Source organism: Bordetella sp. BOR01 (assembly GCF_019218885.1).
GTDB lineage: Bacteria > Pseudomonadota > Gammaproteobacteria > Burkholderiales > Burkholderiaceae_B > Bordetella_A.
In genome coordinates this window covers 58,981-77,549 of the sequence record NZ_JAHUWT010000002.1, presented here as the reverse complement: position 1 = coordinate 77,549, position 18,569 = coordinate 58,981, and the positions used below count along the sequence as shown (strand labels likewise).

Sequence of the window (18,569 nt, the reverse complement as noted above, 5' to 3'; positions counted from 1 at the left end):
CTCCTAGGCTTTCGCGATGTTGCAGATCGTGGTTTTGGTTTCCTGCATCATCGTGACGGAGTCATAGCCGTAGGTCGTACCGGTATTGACCGCCTCGCCGCGCACGATGGGTGCCGCGCCTTCGGGGTAGCTGGACAGCAGGTCGGCCCCCTGCCAGTGCCCTGCAAAGTGGAACGGGATGAACGCCGTGTCGGGCCCCACCCGCTCGGTAACCATCGCCTGTACGTTCAGGCGCGCGCCGGTGGGCGTGGACACCCACACCCGGTCGCCGTTGCGGATGCCGCGATCGGCGGCCGCCTTGGGGTTGATCTCGACGAAGCATTCCTGCTGCAGCTCGGCCAGCCAGGGATTCGAGCGGGTTTCGTCGCCGCCGCCCTCGTATTCGACCAGGCGTCCCGAAGTGAGGATGATGGGGAATTTCTCGTACAACCTGTCGGCCACGTTCTTCTGCTGCAGCGACTTGTACAGCGTGGGCAGGCGCCAGAAATTCTTGAGATCGTCGTGCGAGGGGTACTTGGCAACCAGGTCGGGACGCGTGCCGTAGATGGGCTCGCGATGCTGGGGAATGGCATCGGGGAAGTTCCACACCAGGGCGCGCGCCTTGGCGTTGCCGAACGGATAGCAGCCGTAGGTCTTCATGACCACGCGGATGATGCCGCCCGAGGAATCGGTTTTCCAGTTCTTGCCTTCGGCCGCGGCCTTTTCGGCATCGGTCAGGTCATTCCACCAGCCGAGCTTCTTGAGCAGCACGTGGTCGAATTCCGGATAGCCGGTGGTCAGGGCGGCACCCTTGGAATGCGAGCCATCTTCGGCCAGCAGGTTGACGCCGTTGCGCTCGACGCCGAAATTGGCGCGGAAATTACCGCCGCCATTCATGACGTGCAGGCTGGTGTCGTACAGGTTGGCCGTACCCGGGTGCTTGAGCTCTGGCGTGCCCCAGCACGGCCACGGCAATCCGAAGTAGTCGCCGGTCAGGTCGTAGCCGGTCTCGGCGTCTTTGCCGCCCTTGGCACGCAAGGTCCTGACGTCGAACACATGCATATTGCGCATGTGGGCCTTCAGCCGTTCGGGGCTTTGGCCGGTATAGCCGATGGTCCAGCATGAACCGTTGACTTCGCGCAGCACGTCTTCGATGACGGGCTCGTCCATGCCCTTGACCTTCTGCATCTTGTAGTTCTTGACGAACTCTTTGCCGAAACCCAGCTTGTCGGCCAACTGATACATGATCATCTGATCGGTGCGGCTTTCCCACAGCGGCTCGATGACTCTCTCGCGCCACTGCAGCGACCGATTGGACGCCGTACAGGACCCGCTGGTCTCGAACTGCGTGGCGGCCGGCAGCAAGTAGACGGCCCGCTTGGGATTCAGGTCTTCGGCCTTGCCCGGCATGGCGGCCATGGCCGCCGTGGCCGACGGGTACGGATCGACCACCACCAGCAGGTCGAGCTTGTCCATGGCGCGCTTCATTTCCAACCCGCGCGTCTGCGAGTTGGGCGCATGGCCCCAATAGAACACCGCCCGCAGGTTGGTGGGCTGGTCGATGACATCGGGGTCTTCGAGCACGCCGTCGATCCAGCGCGACACCGTGATGCCGGGCTTGGTCATCAGGGTGGGCGAGGCGTAGCGGCTTTTGATCCATTCGTAGTCGACGCCCCAGGCCTGGGCGAAGTGCTTCCACGAACCCTCGGTCAGGCCGTAGTAGCCGGGCAGCGAATCGGGGTTGGGGCCAATGTCGGTGGCACCCTGCACGTTGTCGTGGCCGCGGAAGATATTGGCCCCGCCGCCCGAGATGCCGATGTTGCCCAGCGCCAACTGCACGATACAGGACGCGCGCACCATGGCATTGCCGATGGAGTGCTGGGTCTGGCCCATGCACCACACCAGCGTGCCGGGGCGGTTTTCGTGCATGGTCTTGGCTACGCCGTAGACGGTGGCCTCGTCGACGCCACAGGCTTCTTCCACCTTGTCGGGAGTCCATTTGGCCAGCACATCGGCCTTGACCTCGTCCATGCCGTAGACACGCGCATCGATGTAGGCCTGGTCTTCCCAGCCATTCTTGAAGATGTGATACAGCAGGCCGAACAGGAACGGAATATCGGAGCCGGACCGAATGCGGATGTGCTGGTCGGCCTTGGCGGCGGTACGCGTGAAACGCGGATCGACCACGATCATCTTGCAGCCGGTTTCCTTGGCATGCAGCATGTGCAGCATCGAGACCGGGTGGGCTTCGGCGGCGTTGGACCCGATGTACAAGGCGACCTTGGCATTCTGCATGTCGTTGTACGAGTTGGTCATGGCGCCGTAGCCCCAGGTGTTCGCCACGCCGGCCACCGTGGTGGAATGGCAGATGCGCGCCTGGTGGTCGCAGTTGTTGCTGCCCCAATAGCTGACGAACTTGCGCATCAGGTACGACTGTTCGTTGCTGTGCTTGGAAGAGCCGATCCAGTAGATGGAATCGGGTCCGCTTTCCTTGCGCAACTGCATCAGTTGGGCGCTGATCTCGTTCAGGGCGGTGTCCCAGCTGATGCGCTGGTATTTGCCGTTGACCAGCTTCATGGGATAGCGCAGGCGGTGTTCGCCGTGCCCGTGCTCGCGTACCGCGGCGCCCTTGGCGCAATGCGCGCCCAGGTTGATGGGCGAATCGAAAACCGGCTCTTGGCGAACCCAGACGCCGTTCTCGACGACGGCGTCGATGGCACAGCCCACCGAACAGTGGGTACAGACCGTGCGATGGACGGTGGTCTTGGTGTCGCCGATGGCGATCTTGCGTTCGTCGGCCGCCTGGGCCTGCTTGACCAGCGCCAGCGGCGCGGCGGCCAGGCCAGCCCCCACGCCTACGCCGGAACGGCGCAAGAACGTGCGGCGGTCCATGGTGGGCAGGGCCTGCGACATGCCGCGCCGCAGGCTTTGCACGAAGTTGGATTCGGCCGCGATGTCGCGCGCGGCACCGGTTTTTTTGGTAAGCAGCATGCCGGGCTCCGTCAGACGAGAGTGGTCTTGTAGTACCGCTTGACGTGTTCGCTAAGGCGATAACCCCCGCCCCGCTCGGGCGGGGCAGGGGTAACGGCGGCAGACTGCGGCTGAGGAACAGCCCCCGGCAAGGCGGCCGCGCCTACGGCCGCGGCGCCCGCACTGGCGGCACCGGCCAAGAATACCCGGCGCGAGAGTCGAGGATTTGTGTTTGTCTTGGGCATGTCCGTCTCCTGGGCAGCCAGATATGAAATGCTTTGCATACTGTACCCCCACACTTGACTTCGGGCAATGTCCCCGAATTTTTACAAACGCCCGGGGGATTGCGCCTGATCAGGGAAGCATGTCGAAGCCTTGCGCCTCGACCTGGACGAAATCACGGGTGAAATCGGCGACGCGGGCGTAGAACCGGGCGGACGGCTGGGCGACGATTGCATCGCACAAATCGGCCGCCCAGGGCTGGATATGCGCGCCAAAGAACTCCCGCTGGCGCACCAGGTCGGCCGACTGGGCATGCGGCCCGCCGATCAGCAGCCGCATGACTACGCACAGGTAGGCGATATGGTCTTCGGTTTCGGGCATTGCCGGGTCGCGCGCCAGGCCCAGCGCGGACAAGTCATCGCGCAGCCGGACCAGGGGTTTCTCGTTCAGGAAGCCCGCCAGGTAGTGCGAACCGAACAGATAGACCTCGGGCTTGCCCACGCCGCCGAACAAGGCGTCGTATTCAACCTGGACGGCGGGCGCGCTCAATTCGCGCGCGCTGGCGGCCAGCGCGTCCCAGGACGCTTCCAGCAGGCTGCCGGGCGCGGCGGCCGGCGCATCGCACAGCTGTGCCAGCAGTTCGGCCGGCGGCGCATAGAACAGATGCGCCAGCAAGCCGTAGATTTCGGCCCGTGCGGCGTCTTCGTCGAGACCGGTGGAGGCAATGTCGGCGGGCGGCACGGTGGCATTCATAGGTCGGTGATGCGAGTTTCGTGGGGCGAGGAATACAGGTCGATGACGCGGCAGTCGCCGCACATCTTCAGGCGTTCGAGCGCCGCGCCCTGGAACATGGCGTGGCCGCCCAGCCGGTGCAGCATGGCGTCGATGCCTTTCTGGGTACCGAATGCCTTGCCGCAGCGCACACAATGGAACGGCTGGGTTTCATTGAGCACCACGGCTTCCTTGCGGCGCTCGGACAGCAGCAGGCGCGGCACCAATTGAATGGCGTTTTCCGGGCAGGTTTTTTCGCACAAACCGCATTGCACGCAGTTCTTTTCGATGAAGCGCAGTTGCGGCAGTTGCGGGTTGTCTTGCAGCGCGTTGGACGGACAGGCGCTGACGCAGCTCATGCAGAGCGTACAGGCCTGGGGGTCGACCGTTACTGCGCCCAACGGCGCCCCCGCGCCAGGCGCGCCGGCAGGCAGGGCAATGGCCGGCGGCAGCGGCCCGGGCGCCTGGGCCACCAGGTGGTCCAGCGCCAAGGCCAAGGTAGCGCGCTTTTCGGGTGCCACGGCGAAACGCGCGGGCAGGGCTGGCACCCGGGGATGCTGCGCCGCAATGTGCTGCAGGTGCGTGTCGAGCGCCTCGGCCGTATCGGCGCGCAGCAAGCGCAGGTGCTGGCCTTCGTAGCCCAGCCCGTTCAGGATGGCCTGGGCGGTTTCCATTTGCGCCCCCAGCCCATCCAGATACTGCGGCGCTTCTTCGTCGGTGACCAGTACGGCCACCTGGGTCGCACCGAAGGCCACGGCGGCCAGCCACAGGTCGGCGCCCAGGCTGGCGGTGTGCCACAACGCCACCGGAATCACATTGGCGGGCACGCCGTGCGCCAGCTTCAGTTGCGCGGTACGGCCCAGGGTTTCCACCAACCGCTGGCCGCCCTGCTGGCTGTGCAGCAGCACCACGGCATCGCGCCCGCCCGCCTGCGCATAGGTGGACAGCAAGGTGCGCAGTTTGCGGCCCTGGTCGGGATTGCGCGGGTACGTGTAGGCCATGGCACCGGTGGGACACACGGTGGTACAGGCCCCACAGCCGACGCACAGGTGCGGGTCGACCACGATCTGCTGGCGATGCGCGTCGCTGCGGATGGCCTCGGCCGAGCAGACATCGATACAGGCACGGCAACCGACGGTTTCATTGCGGCTATGGGCGCACAGCGACTGCTTGTAGTCGAAGAACCTGGGTTTTTCGAACTCGCCCACCATGTCGCGCAACTTGAGCAAAATGCCCGGGTCACGGCCATCCCAGGTGAAATAGCCCTGCGGCGGTTCGTGGCAGCGCAGTTGCGGCGTGGCGCCCAGGTCGAGCACCAGGTCGTATTGTTCGGTGTGCTGGCGGGGCGGGCGCTGGAAATCGATGGCGCCCGCCACCGTACAGGACGCCACGCAATCGCGATGCGAGGTACATCGCCCCGGATCCACCTGGTAGTCCAAGCCGATGGCGCCTTCGGGACAGGCGGCCAGGCAGGCATTGCAGCGGGTGCACAAGTCCAGGTCGATGGGGTTGTCCTGCGACCAGGCCAGCTCGAAGGCCCCCAGCCGGCCCTGCAGGCGCTCGAGCTTGCCGGCCAGTACCGGATAGCGGCGCGCCTGCGTTCCGCCGTCGCGGCCTTCGCCCTGCACGAACAACGTCACCTGCAAAGCATCGTCGAGCAAGGCGGCGGCCTGTTCGGCACGGTCGAGCGGCCCGATGATCAGCAACCGGCCCGCGCTGCGGTAGGTAACCGTGGCGACCGGATCGGGGTCGGGCAAGTGTGCGGCCGCCAGCAAGGCGGCCAGCTTGGGCATGGCCTGGGCGGCATCGCGGCTCCAGCCGCCGGTTTCACGGATATTGACGAAGCGCACCGGCGCCAGGGCGCCTTCGGTGGCGCGGCCCAGTTCGCCGAACAGGCGTTGTTCTTGCGTACAGGCCACCACCACGGGGTCGGTGCCGCGGATGGCCTGCTGGAAGTCGCCCGCCTGGCTGCGGCACAGCAGCGAATGCGGCGCCAGCGGTTCGCCCAGCGCGCGGCCCAGCTCATCGGGCGCCAGCGGCATGGTGCGGTTGCAGTCGCAGATCAGGGTGGTCATGGGTGCGGTTGCATGGGTGGGATCAGCCTTGCCGCTGCGCGGATGCGCGGCCTGGCACCGTAGTGGCCGGATCGGGGTCGGGGTGGGCATCGATATCGGTATCGACGTCGGGCGTGGGCGACGCGTGGGCCACGGGCGGCAGCGCGTCATCGGCGCGGCTTTGCGCCGGCTGTGGCGCGGCGTCCTGGCCTGGCTGGGACGGCGGGGCCGCCGTCGTGTCGTCGGCGGGGTCGAACATCGCCAGCGCCCGCGCACTGGCCAGGCGGGCCAGCATGGACGCGGGCAGCGTCTGCATGTTCGAGTAGTCGTCGATGTAGGTGTCCAGCCCGTCCATCACGTTGTAGCGCGGGTCGGAAAACAGCTTCTTCAAGGCCGCGTTCTTGACGTCGGGCGCCACTTGCCGCGCCACAAAGGGGGCGAAATCGGATTCGGGGGTCAGCGCCCGGACATCGTCAAGCGTCAAGGCAGGGAGCTCGGGGGACGCCTCGTCGCGGGGTGCCGCGGCAAGCTTGGCCGATTCGACACCGGCCGGATCGACGGCTGGCGCGTCGGGCAGCGGCGCCCCGTCGGGCGGCAGGCCTTCGCGAACCTGCACCTTGCGGCGCGACCAGCGTTGCAGGAAGCCGTCGGGGTCAGAAGCCATCATGGGCCACCCTCGCCGCGGAATTTCTTCAGGGTGGATACCGATGCCGGGTTGCCGAAGCGGTCTTGCAACGACTGGAAGCTGGCCGGGCGCTTGCGCCGCTTGGGTTCGGGCACGTAATGCGTGGCAATGAAGGCGTTGAGCCAGTCTACGATGACCTCGGGCGCCGGCACCTGCTCGACGGTTTCCTGCGCATCGAGCCAGCGGCCCGCATCGTGGTAGCTGAGCGTGACGATTTCGGGCCGCGCGCGCGCTTCGCCGCCATCTGCGGATTCGTGCATGCGCCACAGCACGAACCAGCACGGCGACGGCGTGGTCGCATTGAGCACGTAGCCTTCGGCATCGTCTTTGAACAGCCGCACGGTATATCCGGGGTGCAGCCAGCGTTCCTGGGTGCCGTCTTTATAGAGCAGGCGTTCGGCGGTGCCGAACGTGGCTTCGTTGGCAACCACGTCGTCGAGTATCCAGCGCCATTCCTGCCAGCGCCGCATCGGCCCGGTGATACGCTCTTTGCGCATCACCACGGCAACGTCCAGGCTGATGGGCAGGGTATCGCTCATGGCAGGCTCTAGGTGACCCGGCTGATGGAAATGGCGGACAGCTTCGAGGAATGGTCTTTGGCCATGTCGGCCACCGACACCGCCACCTGGCGGGCCACTGCCTTGTACAGGCCGGCGACCTCGCCGTCGGGGTCTGCCACCACCGAGGGCTGGCCGCTGTCGGCCTGCAGGCGGATGTTGATATCCAGCGGCAAGGCGCCCAGATAGGCCAGGTTGTAGTCTGTCGCCATTTTCTTGCCTCCGCCCGCGCCGAAGATGTGCTCGGCGTGGCCGCACTGGCTACAGACATGCACCGCCATGTTCTCGACCACGCCCAGGATCGGTACCCCGACCTTTTCGAACATTTTGACCCCCTTTCGGGCATCCAGCAAGGCGATGTCCTGGGGAGTGGTAACAATGACCGCGCCGGTTACCGGCACTTTCTGGCTGAGCGACAAGTGGATGTCGCCGGTGCCGGGGGGCATGTCGACGACCAGGTAGTCGAGGTCTTTCCAGTTGGTCTGGCGCAGCAATTGTTCCAGCGCCTGCACCGCCATGGGGCCCCGCCAGATCATGGCTTCGTCGGCATCGACCAGGAAGCCGATGGACATGACCTGCACGCCATAGTTTTCGAGCGGTTCCATGGTGTTGCCGTCTTCGCTTTGCGGGCGCGCGTCGATGCCCATCATGAGCGACTGGCTGGGGCCGTAGATGTCGGCATCCAGCAGGCCCACCCGCGCGCCTTCGGCGGCCAGCGCCAGCGCCAGATTGACGGCGGTGGTGCTTTTGCCCACGCCGCCCTTGCCCGAGGCAACGGCGATGATGTTCTTGATATTGGGCAGCAGGGCCACGCCGCGCTGCGCCGAATGCGGCGCAATGACCGAACGCACATTGACCGACACATTGCCCACGCCGGCCACGCCGCGCGCGGCGGCGATCAGGGCGCCGCGCAAGGCAGGAATCTGGCTTTTGGCGGGGTAGCCCAGTTCGACGTCGAACGCGACGTCGGCGCCGTCGACCTGGAGATTCTTGACCGCCTTGGGGCCAGCCAGGGGCTTGCCCGTATTGGGATCGATGACGGCCTGCAAGGCCTGCAGCAAAGTATCGGAAGCGACCATGGGGTCTGTGCGGGAAAGTCGGCAAAAGGAAGAAAAGGCCGCTGCTGCGGCCGCCATCGGGTCATCTTAGCAGAGCCCTTTGCGTTGTCGCATGAGACCCGTCATGCACCTGCGAATTGGGCGCCGGGCCTGGTCTATACTGGCTTCCATACCGCGATGTTGAGCGCGGCGTTTCCTATCGAGCGTCATGATCGATAAAACCGACATCACGGGCCTGATACTCGCAGGCGGGCGCGGCAGCCGCATGGGCGGCGTCGACAAGGGCCTGCAGAACTACCTGGGCATGCCCATGGCCGTGCACGCATTGCTGCGGCTGTCGCCGCAGGTGGGGCAGGCCATGATCAACGCCAACCGCAACCTGGGCGCCTACGAGGCCATGGGCGTGCCCGTCTGGCCCGACAACCTGCCCGATTTCGCCGGCCCGCTGGCCGGCCTGGCCGTGGGGCTGGAACGCTGCGAAACCCCCTACCTGGTCACCGTGCCCTGCGACTGCCCGCGCTTTCCCGACAACCTGGTCGACCGCCTGGCGCAGGAACTCGCCGCGCACGGCGCCGACATCGCCATGGCTGCCACCCTGCAAGACGGCACGCTGCGCACCCAGCCGGTGTTCTGCCTGCTGAAGACCTCGCTATTGCCCAGCCTGCTGGCGTTCCTGCAAAGCGGCCAGCGCAAGATCGACGCCTGGACGGCCCAGCATGCCTGCATCGAGGTGCGCTTCGACGACGCGCAGGCGTTCGCCGGCGCCAACACCCTGGCCGAACTGCAACACCTCCAGCCATGACCCGCCCCCTGCCCCCCAGCCTTGCCTCCATCGCCTCGTGCATCAGCGGCTACGATCCTGCCGCCCTGCCGGTGGAACAGGCCCGCGCCTTCATCGACCAGCTGGTGCCGCGCGTGCGGGCCACCGAAATGCTGCCGCTGCGCTCGGCGCTGGGGCGCGTGCTGGCGCGCGACATCGTGTCGCACCTGAACGTGCCCGCGCACGACAATTCCGCCATGGATGGCTACGCCTTCGCCGGCCATGACCTGGCCGACGGTGCCGACACGGTGCTGCAAATGGCCGGCAGCGGCCTGGCGGGTACGCCGTTCACCGGGCAAGCGGGCCCTGGGCAATGCGTGCGCATCATGACCGGCGCCGTGATGCCCGCCGGGCTCGATACCGTCATCCCGCAAGAATTCGTGCAGCAGGATGGCGACCGCATCGTCATCCCCGCCGGGGCCGTGCGCACCGGCGACAATCGCCGCCTGGCGGGCGAAGACCTGGCCATGGGAGACGCCGCGCTGGCCGCCGGCCGCGTGCTGCGCCCGGCCGATATCGGCATGCTGGCCTCGCTGGGCCAGGCCGAGGTGCCGGTGCTGCGGCGCCTGCGCGTGGCGTTCTTTTCCACCGGCAACGAACTGCGCTCCATCGGCGAACCCCTGGATGAAGGCTGCGTCTACGACAGCAACCGCTACACCCTCTACAGCATGCTGCAGCGCCTGGGCGTGGACGTCATCGACCTGGGCGTGGTGCGCGACGACCCCCAGGCACTGTCCGACGCCTTCGCCACAGCAGCCGCCAATGCCGACGCGGTCATCACCTCGGGCGGCGTCAGCGTGGGCGAAGCCGACCACACCAAGACCGTCATGGCGCAATTGGGCGATGTGCTGTTCTGGCGCATTGCCATGCGGCCGGGCCGGCCCATGGCCATCGGCCGCATCCATGCCGAACACGGCGATGCCATTCTGTTCGGCCTGCCGGGCAATCCGGTGGCGGTCATGGTCACGTTCTACGCCCTGGTGCGCGATGCGCTGCTGGCCATGGGCGGCGCCACCCCGCAATCGCTGCCGCTGCTGCGCTGCGCCGCCGCGCGCGCCATACGCAAGAAACCCGGCCGCACCGAATACCAGCGCGCCATCGTCACGCCCGCCCCCGATGGCGGCTGGCAGGCCTGCATCACCGGGTCGCAAGGCTCGGGCATATTGCGCAGCATGAGCCAGGCCAACGGCCTGATGGTGCTGCACCACGAACAGGGCGATGTCGCAGCGGGGCAACTGGTCGACGTCCTGCCCTTCGAAGGCCTGATCTGAACGCCCCTGTTACGAGCCCCGAATGACAAGAATCATAGGCTTTGCCGGATGGAGCGGCGCGGGCAAGACCTCGCTGCTGACCAAACTGATCCCCTGCCTGAAAGCCCGCGGCTACAGCGTGTCGACGCTGAAGCATGCCCACCACGCGTTCGATATCGACACCCCCGGCAAGGATTCGTACCGGCACCGCGAATCGGGCGCCACCGAAGTGCTGGTGGCCTCGTCGGCGCGCTGGGCCCTGATGCACGAATTGCGCGGCGCCACCGAACCCGAACTGGGCCAGTTGCTGGGCTCGATGAGCCCCGTCGATTTCATCCTGGTCGAGGGCTTCAAGCGCAATGCCCACATCAAAATCGAAGTCCATCGCCAGGCAAACGGCAAGCCCTGGCTATACCCCGACGACCCCAGCATCGGCGCCATCGCCAGCGATATCGCGCCCGATGGCGCGCCGCTGCCGCGCGTGTCGCTGGATGACAGCGAAGCCCTGGCCGACCTGGTCGAGGCGCTGGCGTGGCCGCTGGACCTGGCCGTGGCGCGGCTGGCCGAGCCCGCGGGCAAATAGCGCGCCGGGCACGCAATGGGGCCACCCCATTACGTCATATAGATACCCCCGTTGATGTCGATGCAGGCGCCGTTGATATAACTGGCGGCCTCGCTTGCCAGGAATACCACCAGGCCCCCGATCTCGGCGGGCTCGCCGAAGCGGCCGGCGGGTATCATTTTCAGGGTGTCGGCAAGCAATGCCGGATGCGTGGCCTTGGCCATCGCCGTGGCAATGCGCCCCGGCGCCACGCTGTTGACCGTGACGCCCTGGCCGCCATACGCGCCGGCCAGCGCGCGAGTCAGGCCCAGCAGGGCCGTCTTCGACGAATGGTAGTCCAGCCCCGACACCGGCACATAGGTACGGGCGGCTCGCGAGACGATATTGACGACCCGTCCGAAGCCCCGCTGCGCCATGAACGGCATCAGTTCGCGACAAAGGATGAACGGCGCTGTCACGTTGATCCGGTGTACCCGGTCCCATTGCTCGGTGGTGATCGCGGGCAAGGGAATCGGACCACCCTCGCCCTTCGGCGAGATACCTGCGCAGTTCACCAGCACATCGCACACTCCGCCGGCTTGCCGCAGGCACCAGTGGGCCGCATCGACCAGTTGCGCTTCGTCGCCGACATCGACGACGCGCCCGTGCACCTGGCCAGGCTGCGAACAGAGCGACCGGGCCACTTCGACGACCCGCTCGCTCAGGTCCAACAGGTAGACCCGGTAGCCCTCTTTGGCCAAGCTGCCGGCAATGGCCTGGCCAATACCGCCGGCGCCGCCCGTGACCAGGGCCGATCGCCCGCTCGTTGTCATCCTGCGACTCCAGCCGCCTTGCGTAAGGCCGGCTCGGCTGGCACGGTATCGAAAGACGCGATCAGCGCCTTGTAGGAAAGCCCGGTGGAAATACGCGCGTCGATCACGGTGGGCACTTCGGCCAGCAGGGCTTCGCGTATCGCGGTGGCAAGCTGGTCCGGCGTATCGACCTGCACGCCGTGGCAACCCATGGCACGGGCGATGGCCGCATGGTCGAAGTCGTGGAACTGGGCCGCAAAGGGGCCGCGGATGTGGGTCGACCACCCCAGCATCTGATTGTTGAAGATCAGGGTGATGATCGGGATATCTGCCTCGATGGCCGTCATGAGTCCGTTCATCGACATCGAGAATCCGCCATCGCCGCATACCGCGACGACTGGTCTTTCAGGATGCACGAGCTTGGCGCCCATTGCCGCCGGAATGGCATAGCCCATGGGCCCGGCGCCCGCGGCCTGCAGGAAACCGCCCGCTTCGCGCGTCTTGTAGTAGCGCATCATGAAAATGCGGTTCTCGCCGGCATCGCAGCAGACGATGGCGTCAGACGGCAGCACGTGCTGCAGTTCAGCGATCAGGCGCGGCGGCGACATCGGCAGCGCCGCGTCTTCGGCCGCGGCGGCTTCGGCTTCGGCATAGGGGGCGCGATAGGCCTTCGCGCGGGCGGCGCCCTGCCCGTTCAGGCCATGGGCGGCTTCGCGCAAGGCTTCCAATGCAATCGCTGCCTCGCCGATCACCACGTGATCGGCCGGGAAGCTCCAGGAAGCATTGAGCGGTTCGATATCCAACTGGATGAGCACCTGGCGGCGCGGATCGATAAGCGCCGGATTCTCGTACGCAGTATCCGAGGCGGTAAGCTTGGTACCGACCGCCACGATGACATCGGCTTCGGCCACGCAGGCGTTGGCCGCCGGATGCCCGAACGTGCCGTACAACCCCAGCGCCAGCGCATGCGACTCGGCAAACACGCCTTTCCCGGAAGGCGAAGTCACCACGGGAATGTCCAGGCCTTGCGCGAAGGCGTGCAGCGCCGGGTAGGCTTTGCCGATGCGTACCCCGTTGCCGGCAATGATGACGGGCCGCCTGGCGGTCTTCAGCGCCTGGGCGGCCTGGTCGACGGATTGCGGGTCGACGCACGCGGGCCTGCGGTTCAGGTAGGCCTGCGTGCGATACAGGCGCGGCGCGTCATCTTGCTGCACCTTGCCGCTCAAGGCCGAAATGCTGAACAGCACGGCCACGGGACCGGGCTGGCCGGTGGTGGCATGCTTGATGGCCAATTGCGTGGCATGCGCCGCGCCGGCTGGGTGATGCGCCTCGAATACCTGCTTGGTCACGCCCTTGAAGCTCAACCGCGCATCCCAGCCGCCGTAGTCGCCCCGCCCGCTTTGGTAAGGGCCATGCAGCGACAGGTCGGGGGTATCGCTGAAGTCGGTAAGCAGCAGCATCGGCGAGCTCGACAAATGTGCTTCGATGGTTCCCAGCAAACCGTTGCCAAGTATCCAGGGGCCCTGCCCCACCAGTACGCCCGGCTTGCCCGTGAGCCGGCCATAGACCTCTGCCATCGCGCTACCCAGCGATTCTTCCCGCACCAGCACGGTACGAATCGAGTCCTGGTATTTTTCCAGCGCCGCCCAGATATGGCCGGCGTGCCCTCCGGCAATGCCGAACACGGTATCGATACCGGCCTCTTTCAATACCTGGACGACGGCCTGCGCGGCGTCGCTAGGGTCTTGCAGCAGCGGTGCGGTTGTCATGCTTGATCCTGTATGCCTTCATCAATATGGGAAACGGGACATCATCACGCCAGAACGCGGCTAGCGCGCCTGCATGCCCGATACCTGGAAGATTGTGAAGCCACCCCTGCAGGCTGGCAATTTGCGAATTTTCAACTTGTTTATAAGCATCCTAAATGCGGCTGGGCCGATTGCAACGAACGGGTTGCAACGAGCTTAAAGATGCTTAATAACCACCTTTGAAAATTGCAATAATCGAAGGCCTTCTCCTTCTTTAGACTATGCGGCACAGAGCGCTGGGCGCAAAAAGAAAATCCAAGGAGGAAGGCATGCAATCGTCACGCGGTACATTCAAGAAGCTGGCAAGGCTGTTCACCATGATGGCCGCCGTCGCGCTGGCCCCGGCGGCGCACGCCGCGTATCCCGACAGGCCGCTCACCATAGTGGTGAATTTCGGGCCAGGCGGCGTTACCGACCTGATGGCCCGGGCACTGGCATCGGGCATGGAAAAAGACCTGGGGCAGCCCGTGGTCATACAGAACAAGCCAGGCGCGCTGGGCACGCTGGGCCCTGCCTACGTAGCCAAGCAGGCACCGGATGGATACACGCTGGCGATTGTCTCGGCATCGGTGGTGACCACCACGCCGCACCTGATGGACGTTCCGGTCAAGCCCGAAGATCTTATCCACGTGGCCGGTTTCGGCAAGAACCGTTATGGAATCGTGGTGCGCCAGGACTCGCCGTTCAAGAAAGTCGCCGACCTGGTGGAAGCCGCCAAGGGTAGCCAGTCGGTATTTTTCGGGTCTCCGTCCACGCCCAACAGCCTGATTTTCTTCGACCTGGGCAGGAAAACCGGTGGCAAGTTCGAACTCATTTCATACAAGGCGGGGCCAGAAGCATCTTTGGCGCTGCTGGGCGGCCAGGTGGCGGTAATTGCCGCCAATCCACCGGATGTCATCAGCCACTTGCAGGCCGGCAAGTTGCGCCTGCTGGCCTCGGGCAGTTCGCAACGCTGGCCCGAATACCCGGACGTCCCGACACTGAAAGAGGCGGGTTATGACGTCTCGGTGGAAGCCTGGGCAGGCGTGGCGGTTCCGGCGGGCACCCCACAGGCGATCGTGGATCGGCTGGAAAACGGCATGAAGCGCGCGCTGGAAATGCCCGCCGTCCAGGCAAAGATCCGGCAGATCGGCGCCGACCCCGAGTTCATGGGCGGCAAGGCCTATACGCAATACCTGCTGCAGGAACGCGAGAAGACCGGCGCCATCATCAAAGACGCGGGGATACCAAGAATCAAGTAGAAGTCGTAGCATCCTTCAGCTATGGACCTACAACACATCAGAGCGTTCGTGGCCGTCGCCCGCGAGGGCAACCTTACGCGTGCGGCCGACCGCCTGCACCTTACCCAGCCGGCCGTCAGCATCCAGCTGAAGAATTTCCAGCAAGACCTGGACTTGACCCTGCTGGTGCGCAGCAGCAAGGGCCTGACGCTGACAGGTGACGGCGAAGAGATCCTGCCGCTGGCCGAACGCGTACTTGCCGCGGTAAGCCAGCTGCAAGAGCGCGCATCGCACATGCAGGGCAGCCTGGGCGGGGAACTGTCCATCGGCACGACGATGAACCCCGAGATAACGCGCCTGGGCCCCTTCCTGCGCAACCTCATCACCACGTATCCCCGCATCCGCACAAAGCTGCACCACGGGATGACCGGCCTGGTCAAGAGCGAGATTCTCAAAGGCACGCTGGACGCCGGCTATTACGTGGCCGGGCCCGAAGAAGGCCTGCCGCCCGAGCTTTACGCCGAGCACCTGACGGTCTTTACTCATTTCATCATTGCGCCTCAGGGCTGGCGATCCCGTGTGGCCGGTAAAAGCTGGAGCGAACTGGCGCGCCTGCCATGGATATGGCCCTATCCCAACTCGGTCTACAACCGGCTGCTTTCGGCCAAGTTCAAGGCCCATGGGCTGATTCCCAACATCGTCGCCGAAGCCGACGTGGAAGCTTCGATGCTGGACATGGTGCGTTGTGGGATGGGACTTTCGCTGGCACGCCAGCCGGTGGCCATACGCGAAGCCGAAACGCACGGGCTGGTTTACCTTGACGAAATGCCGCTGCCGTCGAACCTGTATTTCATCGCCGCGGCGAACCGTAAAGATGAATCGGCCATTGCCGCCGCGTTCAAGGCGGTCAGGGATGCATTTTCGGTTTGACGTTCGCGACACCGCGTGGCCGTTGAATGCGAAATAACGAAGTTAAAAATCGCATTTAATAATTTATCAATAGGCGCCCCTATGATGCGTCTCTAGAATTCGTGTTGCTGCTTTGGACGCCCGGTATTGCACTTGCCGCCGCGCGCCCAAAGCGGATCCGACTGGCCCTGCCTGACCTTCTTTTAAAGAAAATGGGAACCAACACGAAGAATAGAACCGCGCTGGTCACCGGCGCGTGCGGCGGACTTGGCCAGGCCATTTCGCTGCGGCTGTGCCAGGAAGGCTACCCTGTCTTGCTGCTGGACCTGGACGAGCGCGTACATGCGCAGGCCCGGAATCTGGCCAGCCTGGGCCATCATGCCCGCTCGCTGACATGCGACATCACCGACGAAGATGCCGTAAAGACCCTCTTTGCCCAACTCGATGCGGAAGGCGCACGCGTCGACATCCTTGTCAATAATGCAGGCATCTCACCCAAGAGGCAGGGCAAGAGCCTGCCTCCGGACGAAATCAGCCTGGCCGAATGGCAGGCAGTGCTGAATGTGAACCTGACCGCGCCCTTCATCTTGTGCCGCAATGCCGCGCCGCGCATGCGCGCCAACGGCTGGGGCAGAATCATCAACATGGCTTCGGTGGCCGGACGCACCCGCTCGATGGTCTCGGGAGCCCATTATTCCGCCTCGAAGGCCGGGTTGATCGGGTTTTCGCGTTTCTTTGCCTCGCGCGTGGCCAAGGATGGCATCACCGTGAATTGCATTGCCCCCGGCACCATCAACGCGGGCCTGGGCGGCCAGCTCGATGCGCAGATGACCGAGAACTACAAGACGAACATTCCGGTTGGCCGCATCGGCGAAGCGCACGAAGTCGCCGCCATGGTCGCCTACCTGGCCAGCGAAGACACCAGCTTTGTCACGGGCGCCATTTTCGACATCAACGGCGGCTACTTCATGCCATGAGCCGCAGTCAGCGCAACACATAACAGACCACACGCCCAGGAGACATCTACCTTGAGGAAGCTCTTGCTTGTCGCGGCATTGCTTGCCGCCATTCCCCTGCACAGCCAGGCAGCAGACCCCTACCCTTCGCGCCCCGTCACGATCACCGTGCCCTTTGGCGCCGGCGCCTCGATCGGCAGCATCGCGCGCATCGTGGCGGACAAACTGGCGGCGCGACTGGGCCAGCCGTTCGTCGTGGAATACAAGCCCGGCGCGGGCGGCACTATCGGCTCGGCGCACGTTGCCGCGAAAAAGCCCGACGGCTATTCGCTGCTGGTGTCGGCCACGGGCACCATGTCGATCGCGCCAGTGCTCTACAAGAACCTCACGTACAAGTCAGAGGACCTGACACCCGTGGCGCAGATGATGCGCGTGCCCTTCGTGATTGCATCGGGCTCGGAGTTCAAGGGCAAGACGCTGGCCGAACTGATTGCCCAGCTCGAGGCCCAGCCCGGCAAATACAATTTTGCGTCCACTGGTAACGGTACGCTCGTCCACCTGGCCGGCCAGTTGTTCCTGGACCAGTTCGGCGGCAAGGCCGAACATGTGCCTTATGCCGCGGGCTCGGAAGTGGCCGTTGCGCTGATCTCGGGCGACGTCCTGTTCAGCGTGGCAAACATTTCCACGGTGTCGCCCCACTTTGCCGGTGGGCGCATCAAGGCCCTGGCCATCACCGGGCCTGAACGCTTTCCGCTGCTGCCAGATGTGCCTACCGTCGCCGCAAGCGGCCTGAAGGATTTCTCGGTCCGGCACTACGTCGGCATTTTTGGCCCACCGGGGCTGCCTGCGGACATTGCCGACAAGCTGAACCAGGAAATCAACGAAATCTTGCGCCAGCCGGAGGTCGAGGCGGCCTTCCAGGCGCAGGGCGACATCCCCGTGCCGGCAAGCCGCGACGCCTTTGCCCAGACAGTCGCCAGCGACGCAAAGGCCTGGGGCTCGCTGGCGCGCCAGATGAACCTGGCGCCGAACTGAAACCCATCGGGCGGCGCTCGCTGGGGGCAGGGTGGCCGCACGCCTTCGAGCAAAATGTTACCGAGGACCGCGCGTCGGTATTTGCGCGGGCATGGCACCGATGTAAAGTAGCTTCCCGCACGCAAACCTGATTCTTGCGCAAGGAAGCCCCTTGAACTTCATTTTCCGTGGCAACGAACTGCTGGTGCAGGAAACCGGGCTGGACCTGCCCGACGCCACCGTCTGCGCGGTACTGGGCCTTCAACCCGACACCCTGCAACAAGTCTGGCTGAACAACCCGCAGATCCGCACGATCCACGTACCCGCCACGGCCGAAGCCCCGCCGGGCTATGTGTTTCGCAAGCTGCGCGCCCTGCTGGGCGACCTTGGCGAGCGCGCGCCGCTGGCCGGCCGGGCGTTCCAGATTTCCGAATGGGTGCGTACCCACCGATACTGCGGAGTGTGCGCCACCCCCATGCAACCGGTGGGCCACGAGTTCTGCATGCGCTGCCCGGCCTGCGGCATGTCGGCCTACCCGCGCATCTCGCCGGCCATGATGGTGCTGGTGCGCAAGGGTGACAGCATCCTGCTGGCGCGCCACGCCACCTACGCCACGGCGCGCCATACGGCCCTGGCGGGTTTCGTCGAGGCCGGCGAAAGCATCGAAGACGCAGTGCACCGCGAAGTCCTGGAAGAAGTCGGCCTGCAGGTCGACAACCTGCAATACTTCGGCAGCCAGTCGTGGCCATTCCCGCATTCGCTGATGATTGCCTTCACCGCCGAATACGCCGGCGGCGAGATCCGCCTGCAAGCCGACGAAATTGCCGAAGCGCGCTGGTACGGCCCGGGCGACCCCTTGCCCGATATTCCCATGCACGAATCCATCGCGGGCCGCCTGGTCCGCGCCAACCTGCCAGCCGGCGCCTGCTCCTGATCCCGCACC

General features: G+C 65.2%; 17 protein-coding genes. 8 read left to right on the top strand and 9 right to left on the bottom strand.

Translation table 11 applies throughout. From position 1 onward, the window contains the following. Positions 1-3 precede the first annotated feature (3 nt). From KW845_RS08160 to apbC, 7 genes are all read right to left on the bottom strand, one after another. Positions 4-2,970 carry a formate dehydrogenase subunit alpha gene (locus tag KW845_RS08160; protein ID WP_218368735.1) on the bottom strand — a complete coding sequence of 989 codons (2,967 nt, stop codon included), beginning with the start codon at positions 2,968-2,970 and terminating at the stop codon, positions 4-6. A gap of 11 nt (positions 2,971-2,981) precedes the next feature. After that, a complete protein-coding gene (locus KW845_RS08155) occupies positions 2,982-3,194 on the bottom strand; it encodes a formate dehydrogenase (RefSeq protein ID WP_255592504.1) in 213 nt (70 codons plus the stop codon). A 109-nt stretch (positions 3,195-3,303) separates the two neighbouring features. Then, entirely contained in the window at positions 3,304-3,924 is a 621-nt protein-coding gene (locus KW845_RS08150) for a molecular chaperone (protein ID WP_218368733.1), read from the bottom strand. After that, entirely contained in the window at positions 3,921-6,017 is a 2,097-nt protein-coding gene (locus KW845_RS08145; protein WP_218368732.1) for a 4Fe-4S binding protein, read from the bottom strand. The genes KW845_RS08150 and KW845_RS08145 overlap by 4 nt, the downstream gene beginning before the upstream one ends. Positions 6,018-6,039: 22 nt before the next feature. Continuing rightward, complete coding sequence (locus KW845_RS08140) at positions 6,040-6,663, bottom strand: DUF3306 domain-containing protein (protein WP_255592503.1); 624 nt, start codon at positions 6,661-6,663, stop codon at positions 6,040-6,042. After that, positions 6,660-7,220 carry a DUF3305 domain-containing protein gene (locus tag KW845_RS08135; protein WP_218368731.1) on the bottom strand — a complete coding sequence of 187 codons (561 nt, stop codon included), beginning with the start codon at positions 7,218-7,220 and terminating at the stop codon, positions 6,660-6,662. Before KW845_RS08135 ends, KW845_RS08140 begins: the two co-directional genes overlap by 4 nt. An 8-nt stretch (positions 7,221-7,228) precedes the next feature. Further along, on the bottom strand, positions 7,229-8,317 hold the full coding sequence (gene apbC, locus KW845_RS08130; protein WP_218368730.1) for an iron-sulfur cluster carrier protein ApbC: 1,089 nt from the start codon (positions 8,315-8,317) through the stop codon (positions 7,229-7,231). A 187-nt stretch (positions 8,318-8,504) separates the two neighbouring features. Between apbC and mobA the strand changes: the two genes are divergently transcribed. The 3 genes from mobA to mobB are packed head-to-tail and all read left to right on the top strand — an operon-like array spanning position 8,505 to position 10,949. Continuing rightward, positions 8,505-9,098, top strand: a complete 594-nt coding sequence (mobA, locus tag KW845_RS08125) for a molybdenum cofactor guanylyltransferase MobA (protein ID WP_218368729.1) — start codon at positions 8,505-8,507, stop codon at positions 9,096-9,098. Beyond that, positions 9,095-10,387, top strand: a complete 1,293-nt coding sequence (glp, locus tag KW845_RS08120; protein ID WP_218368728.1) for a gephyrin-like molybdotransferase Glp — start codon at positions 9,095-9,097, stop codon at positions 10,385-10,387. The genes mobA and glp overlap by 4 nt, the downstream gene beginning before the upstream one ends. A 22-nt stretch (positions 10,388-10,409) precedes the next feature. After that, entirely contained in the window at positions 10,410-10,949 is a 540-nt protein-coding gene (gene mobB, locus KW845_RS08115; protein ID WP_218368727.1) for a molybdopterin-guanine dinucleotide biosynthesis protein B, read from the top strand. 29 nt (positions 10,950-10,978) lie between these two features. Here mobB and KW845_RS08110 read toward each other — a convergent pair whose 3' ends face one another. Together KW845_RS08110 and KW845_RS08105 are read right to left on the bottom strand one after the other, a co-directional pair. Beyond that, positions 10,979-11,740: an SDR family NAD(P)-dependent oxidoreductase gene (locus KW845_RS08110; RefSeq protein ID WP_218368726.1), complete on the bottom strand. Its 762-nt coding sequence runs from the start codon at positions 11,738-11,740 to the stop codon at positions 10,979-10,981. Next, positions 11,737-13,488, bottom strand: coding sequence for a thiamine pyrophosphate-binding protein (locus KW845_RS08105; RefSeq protein ID WP_218368725.1), 1,752 nt, complete (start codon positions 13,486-13,488; stop codon positions 11,737-11,739). Before KW845_RS08105 ends, KW845_RS08110 begins: the two co-directional genes overlap by 4 nt. A gap of 308 nt (positions 13,489-13,796) precedes the next feature. Here KW845_RS08105 and KW845_RS08100 point away from each other — a divergent pair, with 308 nt between their 5' ends. From KW845_RS08100 to nudC, 5 genes are all read left to right on the top strand, one after another. Continuing rightward, complete coding sequence (locus KW845_RS08100) at positions 13,797-14,768, top strand: tripartite tricarboxylate transporter substrate binding protein (RefSeq protein WP_218368724.1); 972 nt, start codon at positions 13,797-13,799, stop codon at positions 14,766-14,768. A gap of 21 nt (positions 14,769-14,789) precedes the next feature. Further along, complete coding sequence (locus KW845_RS08095) at positions 14,790-15,677, top strand: LysR family transcriptional regulator (RefSeq protein WP_218368723.1); 888 nt, start codon at positions 14,790-14,792, stop codon at positions 15,675-15,677. Positions 15,678-15,868: 191 nt separating this feature from the next. Beyond that, positions 15,869-16,633 carry an SDR family NAD(P)-dependent oxidoreductase gene (locus KW845_RS08090; protein ID WP_218368722.1) on the top strand — a complete coding sequence of 255 codons (765 nt, stop codon included), beginning with the start codon at positions 15,869-15,871 and terminating at the stop codon, positions 16,631-16,633. Positions 16,634-16,684: 51 nt separating this feature from the next. After that, positions 16,685-17,647, top strand: coding sequence for a tripartite tricarboxylate transporter substrate binding protein (locus tag KW845_RS08085; RefSeq protein WP_218368721.1), 963 nt, complete (start codon positions 16,685-16,687; stop codon positions 17,645-17,647). Between the two features lie 151 nt (positions 17,648-17,798). Further along, positions 17,799-18,560: an NAD(+) diphosphatase gene (gene nudC / locus KW845_RS08080; protein ID WP_218368720.1), complete on the top strand. Its 762-nt coding sequence runs from the start codon at positions 17,799-17,801 to the stop codon at positions 18,558-18,560. The last annotated feature ends 9 nt before the right edge of the window (positions 18,561-18,569 follow it).